The sequence below is a fragment of the Mesorhizobium sp. WSM4840 genome (assembly GCF_055811755.1).
In genome coordinates, this window is the sequence record NZ_JBVVQD010000017.1 from 130,896 (window position 1) to 147,044 (window position 16,149).

19 protein-coding genes are annotated in these 16,149 nt (G+C 61.6%); 11 read left to right on the forward strand and 8 right to left on the reverse strand.

The features are described 5' to 3' along the window. Positions 1 to 204: 204 nt before the first annotated feature. The gene (locus AC0L3I_RS22560; protein ID WP_473528262.1) at positions 205 to 753 is read left to right on the forward strand and encodes an RBBP9/YdeN family alpha/beta hydrolase; all 549 of its coding nucleotides are present in this window, start codon (positions 205 to 207) and stop codon (positions 751 to 753) included. On the opposite strand, the gene AC0L3I_RS22565 is transcribed toward AC0L3I_RS22560, so the two are convergent. Then, positions 750 to 1,523, reverse strand: coding sequence for an HpcH/HpaI aldolase family protein (locus AC0L3I_RS22565; RefSeq protein WP_473528263.1), 774 nt, complete (start codon positions 1,521 to 1,523; stop codon positions 750 to 752). The two genes, AC0L3I_RS22560 and AC0L3I_RS22565, sit on opposite strands and share 4 nt — an antisense overlap. Positions 1,524 to 1,732: 209 nt before the next feature. Continuing rightward, positions 1,733 to 2,053 carry a DUF1476 domain-containing protein gene (locus tag AC0L3I_RS22570; RefSeq protein ID WP_027154189.1) on the reverse strand — a complete coding sequence of 107 codons (321 nt, stop codon included), beginning with the start codon at positions 2,051 to 2,053 and terminating at the stop codon, positions 1,733 to 1,735. Between the two features lie 277 nt (positions 2,054 to 2,330). On the opposite strand from AC0L3I_RS22570, the gene purC reads away from it, so the two are divergent. From purC to AC0L3I_RS22595, 5 genes are read left to right on the forward strand one after another with little or no spacing between them, the layout of a single operon-like run. After that, a complete protein-coding gene (purC, locus tag AC0L3I_RS22575) occupies positions 2,331 to 3,125 on the forward strand; it encodes a phosphoribosylaminoimidazolesuccinocarboxamide synthase (protein ID WP_023674725.1) in 795 nt (264 codons plus the stop codon). Positions 3,126 to 3,166: 41 nt separating this feature from the next. Beyond that, positions 3,167 to 3,409 (forward strand): phosphoribosylformylglycinamidine synthase subunit PurS, encoded by a 243-nt coding sequence (gene purS / locus AC0L3I_RS22580; protein WP_023798246.1) that lies wholly within the window; start codon positions 3,167 to 3,169, stop codon positions 3,407 to 3,409. 18 nt (positions 3,410 to 3,427) lie between these two features. Continuing rightward, positions 3,428 to 3,682 carry a hypothetical protein gene (locus tag AC0L3I_RS22585; RefSeq protein ID WP_473487919.1) on the forward strand — a complete coding sequence of 85 codons (255 nt, stop codon included), beginning with the start codon at positions 3,428 to 3,430 and terminating at the stop codon, positions 3,680 to 3,682. Beyond that, positions 3,679 to 4,347, forward strand: coding sequence for a phosphoribosylformylglycinamidine synthase subunit PurQ (gene purQ / locus AC0L3I_RS22590; RefSeq protein WP_352934825.1), 669 nt, complete (start codon positions 3,679 to 3,681; stop codon positions 4,345 to 4,347). The genes AC0L3I_RS22585 and purQ overlap by 4 nt, the downstream gene beginning before the upstream one ends. Positions 4,348 to 4,398: 51 nt before the next feature. Beyond that, positions 4,399 to 4,809 carry a hypothetical protein gene (locus AC0L3I_RS22595; RefSeq protein WP_473487918.1) on the forward strand — a complete coding sequence of 137 codons (411 nt, stop codon included), beginning with the start codon at positions 4,399 to 4,401 and terminating at the stop codon, positions 4,807 to 4,809. Positions 4,810 to 4,900: 91 nt separating this feature from the next. On the opposite strand, the gene AC0L3I_RS22600 is transcribed toward AC0L3I_RS22595, so the two are convergent. Beyond that, the gene (locus AC0L3I_RS22600; RefSeq protein WP_473528264.1) at positions 4,901 to 5,134 is read right to left on the reverse strand and encodes a DUF1127 domain-containing protein; all 234 of its coding nucleotides are present in this window, start codon (positions 5,132 to 5,134) and stop codon (positions 4,901 to 4,903) included. Positions 5,135 to 5,226: 92 nt separating this feature from the next. Here AC0L3I_RS22600 and AC0L3I_RS22605 point away from each other — a divergent pair, with 92 nt between their 5' ends. The 5 genes from AC0L3I_RS22605 to AC0L3I_RS22625 all read left to right on the forward strand — a co-directional run bounded on the left by AC0L3I_RS22605 (position 5,227) and on the right by AC0L3I_RS22625 (position 11,480). Continuing rightward, positions 5,227 to 6,639: an aminotransferase-like domain-containing protein gene (locus AC0L3I_RS22605; protein WP_473528265.1), complete on the forward strand. Its 1,413-nt coding sequence runs from the start codon at positions 5,227 to 5,229 to the stop codon at positions 6,637 to 6,639. A 148-nt stretch (positions 6,640 to 6,787) separates the two neighbouring features. Continuing rightward, complete coding sequence (gene purL / locus AC0L3I_RS22610) at positions 6,788 to 9,028, forward strand: phosphoribosylformylglycinamidine synthase subunit PurL (protein ID WP_473528266.1); 2,241 nt, start codon at positions 6,788 to 6,790, stop codon at positions 9,026 to 9,028. 86 nt (positions 9,029 to 9,114) lie between these two features. Beyond that, complete coding sequence (locus tag AC0L3I_RS22615) at positions 9,115 to 9,348, forward strand: BolA/IbaG family iron-sulfur metabolism protein (RefSeq protein ID WP_023674714.1); 234 nt, start codon at positions 9,115 to 9,117, stop codon at positions 9,346 to 9,348. 441 nt (positions 9,349 to 9,789) lie between these two features. Further along, complete coding sequence (grxD, locus tag AC0L3I_RS22620; RefSeq protein WP_029353656.1) at positions 9,790 to 10,125, forward strand: Grx4 family monothiol glutaredoxin; 336 nt, start codon at positions 9,790 to 9,792, stop codon at positions 10,123 to 10,125. Positions 10,126 to 10,235: 110 nt separating this feature from the next. Continuing rightward, positions 10,236 to 11,480: a multidrug effflux MFS transporter gene (locus AC0L3I_RS22625; RefSeq protein ID WP_473528267.1), complete on the forward strand. Its 1,245-nt coding sequence runs from the start codon at positions 10,236 to 10,238 to the stop codon at positions 11,478 to 11,480. Positions 11,481 to 11,500: 20 nt separating this feature from the next. Here the strand turns inward: AC0L3I_RS22625 and AC0L3I_RS22630 are convergent, their stop codons facing one another. From AC0L3I_RS22630 to rpsD, 5 genes are all read right to left on the reverse strand, one after another. Next, positions 11,501 to 11,908 carry a hypothetical protein gene (locus AC0L3I_RS22630; protein ID WP_473528268.1) on the reverse strand — a complete coding sequence of 136 codons (408 nt, stop codon included), beginning with the start codon at positions 11,906 to 11,908 and terminating at the stop codon, positions 11,501 to 11,503. 86 nt (positions 11,909 to 11,994) lie between these two features. Next, positions 11,995 to 13,173: a pyridoxamine--pyruvate transaminase gene (ppaT, locus tag AC0L3I_RS22635; RefSeq protein WP_473528269.1), complete on the reverse strand. Its 1,179-nt coding sequence runs from the start codon at positions 13,171 to 13,173 to the stop codon at positions 11,995 to 11,997. Positions 13,174 to 13,344: 171 nt separating this feature from the next. Then, positions 13,345 to 14,172 carry an inositol monophosphatase family protein gene (locus AC0L3I_RS22640; protein ID WP_473528270.1) on the reverse strand — a complete coding sequence of 276 codons (828 nt, stop codon included), beginning with the start codon at positions 14,170 to 14,172 and terminating at the stop codon, positions 13,345 to 13,347. Next, positions 14,162 to 15,046 carry a tRNA 2-thiocytidine(32) synthetase TtcA gene (ttcA, locus tag AC0L3I_RS22645; protein ID WP_473528271.1) on the reverse strand — a complete coding sequence of 295 codons (885 nt, stop codon included), beginning with the start codon at positions 15,044 to 15,046 and terminating at the stop codon, positions 14,162 to 14,164. Before ttcA ends, AC0L3I_RS22640 begins: the two co-directional genes overlap by 11 nt. A 137-nt stretch (positions 15,047 to 15,183) precedes the next feature. Next, positions 15,184 to 15,801, reverse strand: coding sequence for a 30S ribosomal protein S4 (rpsD, locus tag AC0L3I_RS22650; protein WP_029353615.1), 618 nt, complete (start codon positions 15,799 to 15,801; stop codon positions 15,184 to 15,186). Positions 15,802 to 16,149 lie beyond the last annotated feature (348 nt).

Genomic DNA, 16,149 nt, shown 5'->3' on the forward strand with positions numbered 1-16,149 from the left:
TTACACGGCTGTTTCTTCCCGATGACAGATCGTCGATCGCGATCGTTCACACAAGACGGCAAAAAGCGAACATGGTGTTCACTATTTGTGAGCAATCGCACCGATTAGACCCTGTTTTGCGCATGATCTTGTCCAAAAACCGCTTCACACTTTTTGGGATCATGCACGGTTGCACGAAACCGTGTCCCTCGCTACATGCGCGCCATGAAAGTCAGGGATGCAGACATTCTCATCGTGCCGGGCTACACCAATTCCGGGCCCGACCATTGGCAGAGCCGCTGGCAATCGAAATTGTCGACGGCGCGCCGTGTCGAGCAGGCGGAATGGTCGAAGCCGGTGCGCGAAGACTGGACGGCGAGCGTGGCGAAGGCGGTCAACGAGGCAGAACGACCGGTCGTTATCGTCGCGCATTCGCTCGGCGTCGCCGCCGTTGTCCAGGCAATGCCGCAGTTCCGGCGTCTGGTCGCCGGAGCCTTCTTCGTGGCGCCGCCCGACGTCGCCAATCCCAAGATAAAACCCAGGCACCTAATGACCTTCGGTCCCTACCCGCGCGAGCCGCTGGCATTTCCCTCGGTGGTGATCGCCAGCCGCAACGATCCGTTCTGCATGTTCGATGTGGCCGAGGACATTGCCGGCGCCTGGGGCTCGCTGTTCATCGATGCCGGCGATGCTGGCCATCTCAATGCGGATTCCGGCTTCGGCCCATGGCCCGAAGGATCGATGACTTTTGCGAAATTTCTGACCGACCTTTAGGGGCCGATCGAGTCCCTCACGCTCTTCAGCAGGGTCTTTGCCCCCAGACCGATCAGCGCATGCTCGGAACCCATCGCCAGCAGCCGATAGCCCATCGACACCACACGGCCGGCGATGGCCGGCTCGATGACGTAGATTGCGGCATGCTTGCCGGCCTTGCGTGTCCGCTCGGCGATCGAGGCAACAGTTTCCATCATGCTTTCGAGCGTCGAGTTGACGGCGGCGCCGTTCGACCAGGCAATCGAGAAATCCGATGGGCCAAGGAAGATGCCATCGATACCCGGCGTGTCGAGGATGCCGTCGAGCGCATCGAGGGCGGCGCGCGTTTCGACCATGGCGAAGGCCATGGTGCGCTCGTTGCTGTCGCGCAGCCAGTCGGCATAGTCGCCCTTGCCATGACGCGGAAAGGCATAGGTCGGGCCCCAGGAGCGCTCGCCGAGTGGCGGGTACTTCATGGCGGCGGCAAACAGCCGCGCGTCCGCCACCGAATTCACCATCGGCGCAATCACCGCCTCGGCGCCGAAATCGAGCGCGCGGCTGGCCATGTCGAAACGGCCGACCGGAATGCGCACCAGCGCCGGTTTGTTGGCGGCCAGCACCGGCCCAAGGCCGCGCAGCACGCTGTCCTCGTGATGTCCGCCATGCTGCATGTCGAGCGTGACGGCATCGAAACCCTGTCTGGCAAGAATCTCGACCGTCAGGGCATCAGGCACGCCAGACCATGCGGTGCACAACGTTTCATCGGCCGCAAGGCGTGACTTCAGGGACATGGGCGCCTTCCTTATTCGCTCGCATCGGCCCAAAAAATCGGAAAGCCCGATGCGAGGACTCAAAGTTTTAGAGCGTACTTTGTGCGTCCGAATGGATGCATGTCGCTCTAATGCAGTTCAGCCGGAAACGACCGCAAAGGCAAAGAAAAACCGCCTGGAGAGACCAGGCGGTCGATTGGTCCAGTGAGTCAATTGGCTCAGAGCAAGGATCAGGTGTTCTTGATCTGCTCGATTGCCTGCGCCATCAGATCGTCCATGGTGCGGCGAATCTGATGGTCCGACTGGGCGACCCCGGCTTCGTCGAAATCCTTGCGGATCTTGCGGAAAACGTCGTGATCGCCGGCTTCCTCGATGTCGGCGAGGACGACCTGGCTGGCATAGGCTTCGGCGTCGGCCCCGGCCTTGCCGAGCTTTTCGGCGGCCCACAGGCCGAGCGCCTTGTTGCGGCGGGCCGCTGCCTTGAACCGGAGTTCCTCGTCGATTACGAACTTGCGCTCGAAGCCCTCCTCGCGATCTTTCATGCTGCTCATGGCATCCCTCCGGTCAAATCCGATTCGTTGGCAGTCGAAATATGTGTATTGCCGCAGCACAAACCAAAAGCCCGCGGGCCGGTCAATATGGTATGTCACTTGCTGCGCTGCGGCATTTCATTCCGGAAAGCGGTGATTGAAAGGATTTGCCGATTGAGCAAACAGTGTGATTGGGATAGACACCGGCATTGAACCCCTACCGTTGCCGCACTAATTTAGGCAAACGGACAGGAACTGGTCGCATGCCGCCTGCCCGGAAATCCAGAGAAAAGATCAGATGAAAAATCGCCGCCGCATTTATGAAGGCAAGGCCAAGATCCTCTATGAGGGACCTGAGCCGGGAACACTGATCCAATTCTTCAAGGACGACGCGACCGCTTTTAACAAAAAGAAGCACGAAATCGTCGATGGCAAAGGCGTGCTCAACAACCGCATTTCCGAGCACATCTTCAACCATCTCAACCGGATGGGCATTCCGACCCATTTCATCCGCCGGCTCAACATGCGCGAGCAGCTGATCAAGGAAGTCGAGATCATCCCGCTCGAGGTGGTGGTGCGTAACGTGGCTGCCGGTTCGCTGGCCAAGCGTCTCGGCATCGAGGAAGGCACCGTGCTGCCGCGCTCGATCATCGAATTCTATTACAAGGCCGACGCGCTCGACGACCCGATGGTGTCTGAAGAGCACATCACCGCTTTCGGCTGGGCGAGCCCGCAGGAGATCGACGACGTCATGGCGCTGGCCATCCGCGTCAACGACTTCCTTTCAGGCCTGTTCATGGGCGTCGGCATCCAGCTCGTCGACTTCAAGATCGAATGCGGCCGGCTGTTCGAAGGCGACATGATGCGCATCGTCGTTGCCGACGAGATCTCGCCGGACTCCTGCCGTCTGTGGGACGTGGCGACGCAGGACAAGCTCGACAAGGATCGTTTCCGCCGCGACATGGGTGGTCTCGTCGAAGCCTATCAGGAAGTCGCCCGCCGCCTTGGCATCATGAACGAGAACGAGCCGCCGCGCCCCGCCGGGCCGGTGCTCGTCGCCTCGACCGATGGCGTCAAAGGCAAGCCGCACTGAGTTTTTTGCCGCGCAATACTTCGAACAGGAGCATGTCCAGCGTGATCAAGGCCCGCATTACCGTAACCCTCAAGAACGGCGTGCTCGACCCGCAAGGCAAGGCGATCGAACATGCGCTGTCCGGAATGGGCTTTGACGGCGTCGGCCAGGTGCGGCAGGGCAAGGTCTTCGACGTCGAGCTTGCGGAGAGCGACAAGGCCAAGGCGGAGGCCGATCTCAAAGCCATGTGCGACAAGCTTCTGGCGAACACGGTGATTGAGAACTATAGTGTGGCCATTACCTGAGGTTGTGCCGGAGGGCAGATGGCCGAGCTTGATGGAAGCTTGATATTTGAAGTCCTCAGGTCCATTCAGTCGCGGCTGGACAGGATGGATTTGACGCTCGGGGAGGTAAGGTCCGAACTCGGCTCCATCCGCGGCCACCTCATTGCCACCGAGGGTGACGTGAAGAACATCTACTGCGTGCTGGCTCGCGAGGACGAGTGCCTGGAACATATTGAACGGCGCTTAGACCTGCGCGAACTTGCCGAAGCCCAGAGGCCTTACGAACCAAAATGAAATCAGCCGTCGTCCTCCTGCCAGGCCTCAACCGTGACCGCGACATGATCGCGGCGCTGACCAAGATTTCGGGAACGCCACCGGTCACCGTCTGGCAGACCGACACCGAAATCCCCGACGTCGACCTGATCACCATTCCCGGCGGCTTTTCCTTCGGCGACTATCTGCGCTGCGGCGCCATTGCCGCGCGCATGCCGGTGATGCGGGCGGTCGCCGAAAAGGCGGCCAAGGGTGTCATGGTCATCGGCGTCTGCAACGGCTTCCAAATCCTGGTCGAGGCCGGGCTGCTGCCGGGCGCCTTGATGCGCAACACATCGCTGAAATTCGTCTGCCGGCAAGTCAAGCTGCAGATCGCCAACGCCAACACAATGTTCACCCGCCGCTATCAGCCGGGCCAGATCATCCGCTCGCCGGTGGCGCATCACGACGGCAATTACTTTGCCGACGCCGAGACGCTTCGCAGGCTCGAAGGCGAAGGCCAGGTCGTGTTCCGCTATGCGGAAGGCACCAATCCCAACGGCTCGATAAACGACATTGCCGGCATCATCAACGGCCAGGGCAATGTGCTCGGCCTGATGCCGCATCCCGAGAACCTGATCGAAGCGGCGCATGGCGGCAGCGACGGCCGGGCACTGTTCGAAAGTGCCCTCGGCATCGCCGCTTGATATCTTCGGCGCTCATCCCTTTTCCGAACTCGAAATAGGCGCCGCCTGACCATGAGACAGACGATTGCCCGCCTCGCTCTCGTCGCCACCGTCGGCCTTGTGCTCGCCTCCTGCCAATCGAAGCCGAAGAACGCGCCGGCGGCTTCGGGTAAGAGCGCGGCACTGCTTGCCATGGAACAGGTGGCGATCGCCGCCCACAAATGCTGGATCGCCAGCAAGGATCCCGCCTTCAAGCCCTATCAGATGGCCAATGAGCTGAATTCATTCACCGGCACACCGCGCTTCCTGCTGGTCCCAGCCAAGCACTATGGCGGAAAGCCGTTGCTGGTCGTGCAGGCGCAAGGCAATTCACGCCGCGTCGACGTCTACGGTCCGCTGATGAACGAGCCGCTCGGTGAACGCATCGGTTCGGACATCGCGCGCTGGCAAACAGGCAATCCGGCCTGCGGTGCGGCTGCGTAGCGTCACGGCCCGCTTGCTGCAGATCGCCAGCCTGGTGGGCCTGCCGATATACCACGCCGCTATTCGAGACGGGGGCACGCGAGACGCATTCTCAGTCCCAGAACGGCCTCAGACCCTCACGATGGGCATCGGCGCGCGAGATGCCGATGTCCTTGAGCTGATCGTCGGTCATTTCCAGCAAGACCAGACGGCTGCGCCTGCGATCCAGCAGGCTGCCGATCCGGTTTGCGAGTGACTGGACCGTGCGCACCAGGCGGCGGATGTAGCCTTGCCGGCCTCCGGGCAATTCAGCTCTCGTGTAACGGATTGTATCTATTGCAGCCATTTTCTTGCCACCAGAATTCGAGATTGTACCTTTTTATTGCGAAATCGATATGTATTGACTCTCAATTCGGTGCAATATAGAAAATTGTCACCATGACAAATTGGCTTCCCGACCTTAAGTCCGGCTCCGGACCCCTGTATCAACGGCTTGCAGATTCCATTGAAACGGACATCGACCGCGGCGTGATCGATGCGGGGGCAAAACTGCCGCCGCAGCGCGATCTGGCATACGACATCGGCACGACCGTCGGCACGGTTGGCCGGGCCTACCAATTGCTGCGCGAGCGGGGGCTGGTGAGCGGCGAAGTCGGACGCGGAACCTATGTCCTGGGCCGGCATGACACCAAAACCGATCTGTTGGCGCCCGATCCGCAGGTGGAAGGCACGCGCTCTATCGATGCGCCTCTCGGCAAGCTGCGCTTCGACAGCACGGCCGCGCCTGATATTGGCCAGGGCGACATTGTCGCCGATGTGCTCTCGCGTGCGGCGCAGGACCATCCGTATGAGATTTCAAGCTATACGCGGGATTTTCCCGACCGCTGGTCCGAGGCCGGCTGCAACTGGCTGTCGCGGAATTCGTTTCGCCCAAGCTCTGCTGGGATCGTTCCGACGCTCGGCACCCATGCCGCGGTTATGGCGGCGATTGCCGCACTGACCTCACCTGGCGACTATGTCGTCTTCGAGCACCTCACCTACTCGCAGATTTCACGCAGCGCCGGCCTGATCGGCCGCCGGACCGCGCTGGTGGCGTCCGACGAGGAAGGCATCGATCCAGACGATTTCGAGCGCGTCTGCGCGCAAAAACACCCGAAAATGATGTTCTTGATGCCGACGGCCAAGAACCCCACACTGGTGACGCTGTCGGCAGCGCGGCGCGAGGCTATCGCGCGCGTCGCGCGCGAACACAATGTCGTCCTGATCGAGGACGATCTCTATGGCGATCTGACCGACGACCCGACGCCGCTCTTGGCCGAATATGCCCCCGAACGGACCATCGTTGCCGGCGGCCTGTCGAAATCCGTCGCGGCTGGTGTTCGCGGCGGCTGGCTCGCCTGTCCGCCGGCCTATCGCCACCGGATCCGGGTCGCTCACAAGATGCTGACGGGCGGCCTCCCCTTCCTGCTGGCCGAAGTGTGTAGCCGGCTGGTGCTGTCCGGCCAGGCCAGCGAGATGCGCAAGCGCAGCATCGTCGAGATCAATGCGCGCATTGCGATCGTGCGCGAGACGCTGGCCGGGTTCGACTTCAAGGCCGTGGACAATGTGCCCTTTGTCTGGCTCACCCTGCCTGATCCATGGCTTTCCGGCACGTTCAAGAATGCCTGTCTCGAACATGGCGTGCTTATCGATGATGAGGACGAGTTCAAGGCGGGCCGTTCCGAGCAGGTTTTCCACGGCGTGCGTTTCGGCGTTTCACAGCCGAGTCGGCGAGAGGACATCGCGGGCGGCGTCGGCGCGATCAGGCGGCTTCTGGACGAAGGCCGTGCCGGTTACGACAGTTTCTCCTGAGTCAGCTTGAAACCTGCGGATCGAGTAGCGATCTTTCGCTGGTTGCTGCCCCTGTGGCTTTCCATCGTTTTTCGTCGCTTGATGGGTGTATCGGCCTTCGCGCTTGCGATAAGAGGGGACTCGATCCCAAGGATATAAATTGCCGCCCATGACCATTTCCAATTCCGTGCCGATCACTCCGGAACTCATTGCCGCGCACGGGCTGAAGCCCGACGAATATCAGCGCATCCTCGACCTGGTCGGGCGCGAGCCGAGCTTTACCGAACTCGGCATCTTTTCGGCGATGTGGAACGAGCACTGCTCCTACAAATCCTCGAAAAAGTGGCTGCGCACGCTGCCGACCACCGGGCCGCAGGTCATCCAGGGGCCGGGCGAGAATGCCGGCGTGGTCGATATCGGCGACGGCGACTGCGTCATTTTCAAGATGGAGAGCCACAACCACCCCTCCTACATCGAGCCCTATCAGGGTGCGGCGACCGGCGTTGGCGGCATCCTGCGCGATGTCTTCACCATGGGCGCGCGGCCGATCGCGGCGATGAATGCGCTGCGCTTCGGTGCGCCGGATCATCCCAAGACCAGGCACCTCGTCGCTGGCGTGGTTGCCGGCGTTGGCGGCTACGGCAATTCCTTCGGCGTGCCGACGGTCGGCGGTGAGGTCAATTTCGACGCGCGCTACAATGGCAACATCCTGGTCAACGCCTTCGCGGCGGGGCTTGCCAAGACCGATGCCATCTTCCTGTCGGAAGCCAAGGGCGTCGGCCTGCCGGTCGTCTATCTCGGCGCCAAGACCGGCCGCGACGGTGTCGGCGGCGCCACCATGGCCTCGGCCGAGTTCGACGACAAGATCGACGAGAAGCGGCCCACCGTTCAGGTCGGCGATCCCTTCACCGAAAAATGCCTGCTCGAAGCCTGCCTCGAACTGATGGCGTCCGGTGCCGTCATCGCCATCCAGGACATGGGTGCTGCTGGTCTCACCTGCTCGGCGGTCGAGATGGGCGCCAAGGGCGACCTCGGCATCGAGCTCGACCTCGACAAGGTGCCGGTGCGCGAGGAGCGCATGAGCGCCTATGAGATGATGCTGTCGGAGAGCCAGGAGCGCATGCTGATGGTGCTGCGCCCCGAAAAGGAAAAGGAAGCCGAGGCGATCTTCCACAAATGGGGCCTCGACTTCGCCATTGTCGGCAAGACCACCGACGATCTGCGCTTTCGCGTGCTGCACCAGGGCGACGAGGTCGCCAACCTGCCGATCAAGGACCTTGGCGACCAGGCGCCGGAATATGACCGTCCCTGGGCCGAACCGAAGAAGCCGGTGCCCCTGGCTGCCAGCGATGCACCACAAGCCGACGTCGCCGAGGCGCTGCTGAAACTGCTCGGCGGACCCGACCTGTCATCGCGCCGCTGGGTATGGGAGCAGTACGACACGCTGATCCAGGGCAATTCGCTGCAGCTTCCGGGCGGCGATGCCGGCGTGGTGCGCGTCGAAGGTCATCCGACCAAAGCGCTCGCCTTCTCCTCCGACGTGACGCCGCGCTATTGCGAGGCCGATCCTTACGAGGGCGGCAAGCAGGCGGTGGCCGAGTGCTGGCGTAATCTTACCGCCACCGGCGCCCTGCCGCTCGCCGCCACCGACAATCTCAATTTCGGCAACCCGGAACGGCCCGAGATCATGGGCCAGCTGGTCGGCGCCGTGAAAGGCATTGGCGACGCCTGCCGCGCGCTCGGCTTCCCGATCGTTTCCGGCAATGTCTCGCTCTACAACGAAACCAACGGACGAGGCATTTTGCCGACGCCGACGATCGGCGGCGTCGGGCTGATCGCCGACTGGTCCAAGATGGCGCGGATCGGCTTTGCCGCCGAGGGCCAGATGATCCTGCTGGTCGGCGCGCCATTCATGTGGGGAACGCATCTCGCCCAGTCAGCCTACATGCGCGACATTCATGGCCGCACCGACGGCCCGCCACCGCCGGTCGACCTCGACCATGAAAAGCGCGTCGGCGACCATGTGCGCACCCTGATCGACTCCGGCGTCGTTACCGCGGCGCACGACGTTTCCGATGGTGGCATTGCTGTCGCGCTGGCCGAGATGGCGATGGCGTCCGGCATCGGCGCAACCGTCCCCGGCCTGGTCGGGACCGATCCGATCCCGGTCTGGTTCGGCGAGGATCAGGGCCGCTATCTCTTGACGCTGTCGATCGATCCGCAAAGCAAGGAATGGGACGCCATTCGCGAACAGCAGAGCAAGCTCGGTATTTTTGCGCCGTGGATCGGCTCGACCGGCGGTAGTAACCTGAAACTCGGCGAGGCACGGGCGATCCCTATCGGCGAATTGACCGCTGCCCATGAATCCTGGTTTCCTCGCTTCATGGCAAATGAGGTCGTGGACCCCTGACATGATCGAGTGGGGTCGTTTGGGTGTGGTTCATCCGCCATTTCGATCATATCTATGAGATCACGACCTGAACAAGGAATCCTCGCATGGCAATGGACGCGCACGACATCGAAAGGCTGATCAAGGAAGGCATTCCGGACGCCAAGGTGACGATCCGCGACCTGGCCGGTGACGGCGACCATTATGCGGCCGAGGTGGTGGCCGAAAGCTTTCGCGGCAAAAGCCGCGTCCAGCAGCATCAGATGGTCTATGACGCGCTGAAGGGCAATATGGGCGGCGTGCTGCACGCGCTCGCTTTGCAGACCAGTGTGCCGGACTGAGCTTCGGCGTCCAACCCCTCGTTACTTTTTCGACGGCAATCATTGGCCCTACCGGATAGTTTCCGCCGGCCATCATCCTCTCGCCATTCGACAGCGCCGAGACCACTCCGTCGAAGAAAAGCGCGTTGGGACAGTGCAGCGCATTGCGGAACAGGCGCGCAAAGCTGCCGAGACTGACTTGCGAGCACCAGATCGCGATTGCCTGAGCCACCAGATCAAGGCCAGAGTAACGAGCACAATGCCAATCAGGATTGCCGCGCCATCTCGCCCTGTTATCGCTTCCTTGGGAAAACAGCTGGCCGATGCTCTTGGCCCAATATCAAGCCATCCTTTGCGCCATTTGCGTGACGATGCGGCAAACGTCTTGTTTCAGGCAACCTATGGGTTTATTTGAAAGGGTATGTTTCGAGCCCGACTCCCGCTGGCATGAAAGGATTCTCTATGAGCGGTATCAACGACTACATCGACAGCGAAGTGAAGGGCAACGACGTCGTCCTTTTCATGAAGGGCACGCCCGGTTTCCCGCAATGCGGGTTTTCCGGTCAAGTCGTGCAGATCCTCGACTACATCGGAGCCGACTACAAGGGCGTCGACGTGCTGACCTCGGCCGAGCTGCGGCAAGGTATAAAGGAATATTCCAACTGGCCGACGATCCCTCAGCTCTACGTCAAGGGTGAGTTCGTCGGCGGCTGCGACATCATCCGCGAGATGTTCCAGGCTGGCGAACTGCAGACGTTCCTCGTCGAAAAGGGCGTCAGCGTCAAAGGCGCCGCCTGACGAACATTTAGGGCACTTCGCCAAGCTGATTATCTCCCCGGTATCGGGGCACAAGACGAATGAATGCGCCGGTGCGCCGGCGCTTTTTCGTTTGAAGATCGGACTTTGCCGTGGATCAGCATGCAGAAGCGCAGCAACAGGCAAGCACCTTGCCCATTCCGCGCTGGGAATTCATCGCGCTGTGCGCGGCGTTGATGGCGCTCAACTCGCTGGCCATCGACATCATGCTGCCGGCGCTGCAGCAGATCGGCGCTTCGCTGGGCGTGGAAAATGAAAACCATCGCCAATATGTGATTGCCGCCTATATTCTCGGCTTTGGCGGCGGACAGCTCTTCTTCGGACCGATCTCGGACCGCTTCGGACGCCGCGCTCCGCTCGTCGTCGGACTGGTTATCTACGTCGCAGCGGCGGCTGCTGCGGCCATCGCCCCATCATTCGCTATTCTTCTTCTGTGCAGGCTGGTGCAAGGCATTGGTGCGGCCGCTACACGCGTCATCGCCGTCTCGATCGTGCGCGACACCTTCGACGGCCGGCGCATGGCCGAAGTCATGTCGCTGATCTTCATGGTGTTCATGGCAATTCCGGTAGTGGCGCCAGGCATCGGCCAGTTCATCATGCTGTTTGCCTCCTGGCACTGGATCTTCATCACAATGGCGGCAGGCGCACTGGTCGTCTCAGCCTGGTCGCTGCTGCGGCTGCCGGAAACGCTGCATCCCGAATATCGCCGGCCGCTGACGGCTTCATCCGTCCTTGGCGGTTTCCGCATCGTTCTGACCAATCGCATCGCGCTCTGCTACGCCTTTGCCAGCACCTTCATCTTCGCGGCCATGTTCGGCTTCATCGCCTCGGCACAGCAGATTTATGTCGATGTGTTCAAAGTCGGCGAGATGTTCCCGGTGATTTTCGCAGGGATCGCCGGCGTGCTCTCCTTTTCGAGCTATCTGAATTCGCGCCTTGTCGGCCGCATCGGCATGCGCCGCCTGTCGCAAAGCGCGCTGCTCTTGTTTCTGGCCATCAGCCTCGCCTGGCTGGTCGTTTCCATCCAAATGAAGATGCCGCTCTGGCTTTTCATCACCTTCTTTGCCTGCACGATGGTCCCGTTCGGCGCACTCGGCGCGAATTTCAACGCGCTCGCCATGGAGCCGCTCGGCCAATTGGCCGGGACAGCGTCGTCCATTCTGGGCTTCATGCAGACCTTCCTCGGCGGCGTGCTCGGCACGCTGATCGGCCAAGCCTTCAACGGCACGGTGACGCCCTTGGCCGCCGGATTCTGCAGCGTTTCGCTTGGCGCATTGGTGATGGTGCTGATCGCCGAGCGCGGCAAATTCTTCCAGCCGCAGAACCCGCCGGTTTAATGCACATTGCCGGACCCGCTCTAGGATTCACCCCCACTCGCTGCTGTGAAGCGAGGGAACAGCGTACGCCCTGCGATCGCTCCACCCATGCTGTCCGAAACGGGCAGTGGCAGGGCCTTATCGAGAGCCTCGAGGACGGAAGCCACGAAGGCCCGGTTAAGGGTGTCATCATTCCCTAGACGGGAGAAGGTGGCGCGAGGCTTGCCGATAAGTGTGCCGTTTCGGCGAATCGAGAACTGCAGCGTCAGGGTCATGCCCGCGGTTCCGGGCGGCGGCTCCCAGCAGGCGACGATCGCGGAGAACATCTCGTTTATGGTGTCGACGGGATCGGGACTGCGACATGCGCGTTCCTGCGATGTTGCCGCGTTCGAACCGGCAACCAAGGCAAGCGCAAGGACCAGTGCGACAATTGCGAACCGAGGTTTCATCTCGGGTCTCCGGTTTCGCGCGGACAAATGTAATCGAATTTTCGACGAAAGCCTTCATCGAGTATCAGCGCTGCGGATGGATCCTTTCAGACGTCGGCATCGATAACGGCGAGCGCCGCATCGATGCCTTTGCCGACCGCGAGCTTTTCGCCCAAGGAGTTCATGGCGCCGCCAAGTGCTGACAGCGCCGCGATCGCGTAGATCGGCTGGGCGGTCTGGCCCATATGGCCGATGCGCGTCAGCTTGCCCAATGTTTCGCCGCGGCCAGACGAGAACACCACGCCGTAGCGGGCGCGCGCGGCCTGGCGAAGCGCCTTCTCGTCGATTCCTTCGGGCGTCCGGACGGCGGTTGTGGTTGGCGATGCGATATTGTCGCTGGCGGCCCAGATCGACAGACCCATGGCGGCGACGCCCGCGCGCATGGCCCTGGCGGTGAGCGCGTGGCGCGCCCACACCGCTGCCGGTCCCTCGTTGAGGTAGAGGTCGAGCGCGACGTCGAGCCCGTTCATCTCCGCCACGGACGGCGTGAATGGAAACGGCTTGTCCTTCGACCACGCATGTTCCCAGTCGACGATGCTGAGCATCGACGCGCGTGGCGCCAGTGGATTTGCCTTCATCTTGGCCCAGGCGCGCTCGCTGACGCCCATCATCGTCAGGCCGGGAGGTGCGCCGAGGCATTTGTTCGGGCCGGTGACATAGATGTCGGCCTTGCAGTCCTCAGGATGCGTTTTCATGCCGCCGAAGGACGAAACGGCGTCGACGATCAGATAGGCGCCATGCCCCGAAACCAGCGCGCCGATGGCGTCGATCGGGTTGATGGTGCCCGACGGCGTGTCGTGGTGGCAGACGGAAACGATGGTGATTTCCGGATGCGCTTCCAGAATTGCCGCAACCGCCTGCGGGTCGATCGCCTCGTTATAGGGCACCTCGATTTCGAGCAGATGCGGCGAATAGCGCTTCGCCCAATAGCCAAACCCCTTGCCGTAGACTCCCGAGGCAAGGTTGAGCACGACGTCGTCGGGCGTGATCAGGGAGGCTGCCGCCGCCTCCAGGCCAAGCACCGGCTCGCCATGGAGAATGACCGGCTTGTTCGACAGCCGCATCGTCTTCTGCGCCTTGTCGACCACCGCCTCGTAAAAGAGCTGGAACGCCGGGTCGTAGTCGTACAGCACGGTGCGGCCGAGGCCGCGCAACACATCGGGATAGGCGTTCACCGGCCCGGCGGTGAGCGTGATGACCGGTTCGGCGTGTTCGAAATAGCGCATGGTCTTTGCCTCCGCATCGGCGGCGATCAGCCGTAGAACTGCGTGCCGGTCCGATAAGTCTTGAAGTTCTCCATGTCGTGCAAATGCATCAGCTCGGCGCCATAATCCTCGGCTAGCTTCTTCACCCTGCGCACCGAGTTGACACCCGCGACCGGGCCGATCCCAAACGGCCTATTCCGCCCAGAGTTCCCGGCGCAGTTCGCGCCAGCTTTCTTCGTCCGGTGCGACAAGAAGGCCACCTCCGACGTGCGAAGGCAGATAGGCGCTGCCATCGAAACGCGCCGCGTAACCACCTGCCTCGGCATGGATCAGCACACCGGCCAAATGATCCCACGGCATCAGCTTGTTGTAGACGACGAAGTGGGCGTGGCCGCTCGCCAGCAGGCGGTATTCGTGTGCCGCGCAGCGATAGCCGAATTGCGACAAGGACTTCGTCTGGTTGCGCGCCAGTCGTGACCGTTCCGGCTCGGGCATATATTGCCAGGAAACCGCGCCGGTCATTTGCGAGATCGGCGCAGGCTCGGCGACATGCACCTTCTCCAAAGTGCCATGCGCATGCCGTATGTGGCTGCCAGCACCCCTGGCGCCGATCAGCCAGTCCTTGCCGATGGGATCGTGAATGATGCCGGCGACGGTCTCGCCCTTCACCACGACGCCCAGCATGACGCCGAACAGCGGCACGCCTGAGGCGAAATTGAAAGTGCCGTCGACGGGATCGATGACGAAGGCGAGATCGCCTTCGCCGAGGCCCTGGAGCAGCGCCGGGTCGTCGGAACAGGCTTCCTCGCCGACGATCATCGCCTGGGGGTAGCGCTCACGCAGCCTGACGGTGATGAGCCGCTCGGCACTCACATCGGCCTCCGTCACCAGATCGGCTGCCGAGGTCTTCTGGCGGATGTCGCCCTCATCCAGCCGGCGAAAGCGCGGCATGATCTCGGCAATGGCGGCGTCGGATAGAAGCTTGGCGAGCCAGTCGATCGCGGTATCGTCAAATGTCATTGGGGATGTCTTGCCGTGTCAGGGTTTCATTGAGTGCGGCGAAATCGAAGAGTTTGCGATCGAGCAGATGCGAGGGCCGCACGTTGGTCATGGCGTGGATCATCGTGTCCTTGCGGCCGGGCATGCGCTTTTCCAAGTCGTCGAGCATCGCCTTCATCGCATTGCGCTGCAGGCCGTCCTGGCTGCCGCACAGATCGCACGGGATGATCGGGAACTTCATGGCGCCGGCGAATTTTTCGAGATCGGCCTCGGCGCAATAGGCGAGCGGCCGTAGCACCATGACGTCGCCGTCGTCGTTGAGCAGTTTTGGCGGCATGGCGGCGAGGCGCCCGCCATGGAACAGGTTCATGAAAAAGGTTTCGAGAATGTCTTCGCGGTGGTGGCCGAGCACCAATGCGGAGCAGCCCTCCTCCCGTGCGATGCGGTAGAGATGGCCGCGCCTGAGCCGCGAGCACAGCGAACAGTAGGTGCTGCCCTCGGGAAGCTTGTCGGTCACCACCGAATAGGTGTCCTGATATTCGATGCGGTGCGCAATGGCGTATGCGTTGAGATAATCGGGCAGAATGTGTTTCGGAAAGTTCGGCTGGCCCTGGTCGAGATTGCAGGCCAACAGGTCGACCGGCAGCAGCCCGCGCCATTTGAGGTCGAGCAGCACAGCGAGCAGGCCGTAGGAATCCTTGCCGCCAGACAAGGCGACCAGCCAGCGATCGCCGGGCCTGACCATCGAAAAATCGTCGATCGCCTGACGGGCGTGACGCAGCAGCCGCTTGCGCAGCTTGTTGAATTCGACGGAGGACGGCACATCGGCAAACAGCGGATGAAAGCCGCCTGCGGCATCAGCGATCGGTTCGATTGTTTCTGGCAGCATGTTCATGGCGCGGCGGCCCCAAAAGTCCTTGTTGCTGCCCGGAGTAGCGCATCGGCCCGAAAATCGAAATCGATTTTCAGAACCCCAAAGAAAAGGCCGCCTCGAGGGCGGCCTTCGATGATGTCGCAGATGAAGAAAATCGATCAGCGCGAATAGAATTCCACGACCAGGTTCGGTTCCATCTGCACGGCGAAGGGAACATCTGACAGGCCGGGGATGCGCCCGAAGGTCGCGGTCATCTTGTTATGATCGACCTCGATGTAATCAGGCACGTCGCGCTCGGCCAAGCCTACCGATTCCAGGACGATCACCAGCTGCTTCGACTTTTCGCGCACTTCGATGACGTCGCCCGGCTTGCAGCGGTATGAGCCGATGTTGACGCGCTTGCCGTTGACATTGATGTGGCCGTGATTGACGAACTGGCGAGCGGCAAAAATGGTCGGCACGAACTTGGCGCGGTAGACGACCGCGTCGAGACGCGATTCGAGCAGGCCGATCAGGTTCTCCGAGGTGTCGCCCTTGCGGCGGTCCGCCTCTTCATAGACCTTGCGGAACTGCTTTTCCGAAACGTCGCCGTAGTGACCCTTCAGCTTCTGCTTGGCACGCAGCTGCAGGCCGAAATCGGAAAGCTTGCCCTTGCGGCGCTGGCCGTGCTGGCCGGGACCGTATTCGCGCTTGTTGACCGGGGATTTCGGGCGGCCCCAGATGTTTTCGCCGAGACGGCGGTCGATCTTGTATTTCGCGGATTCGCGCTTGCTCATCGCATTCCCTTTCAAAACAACAGACCCGGAAGCCGGGTGAAGGAAACGCGCCCTCCTCTGGCCCCCGTTTTCGAGACCTGACAGGGGTTTTCCCACGCAACGCGGCGGAAGACCCACGGGACACGTCATTCTAGACAAGACTCCGGAAAGAATAGAGCGGCTTTCCAAACGCCTTGCGCACATAAAAAGAAACCACCGGACGCTGAGGCCCGGTGTTGGTGGGCTGATTAGACGGAGATTTAACTGGTGTCAAGCTTGCAGCGGCTGGCGTCAGGGCAACGAGTTCAGGTTAACGACGGCGTGTAATTTGTGGCCCGCCGCAGGTTAGCGTGATTCAAAGAGGCTTCC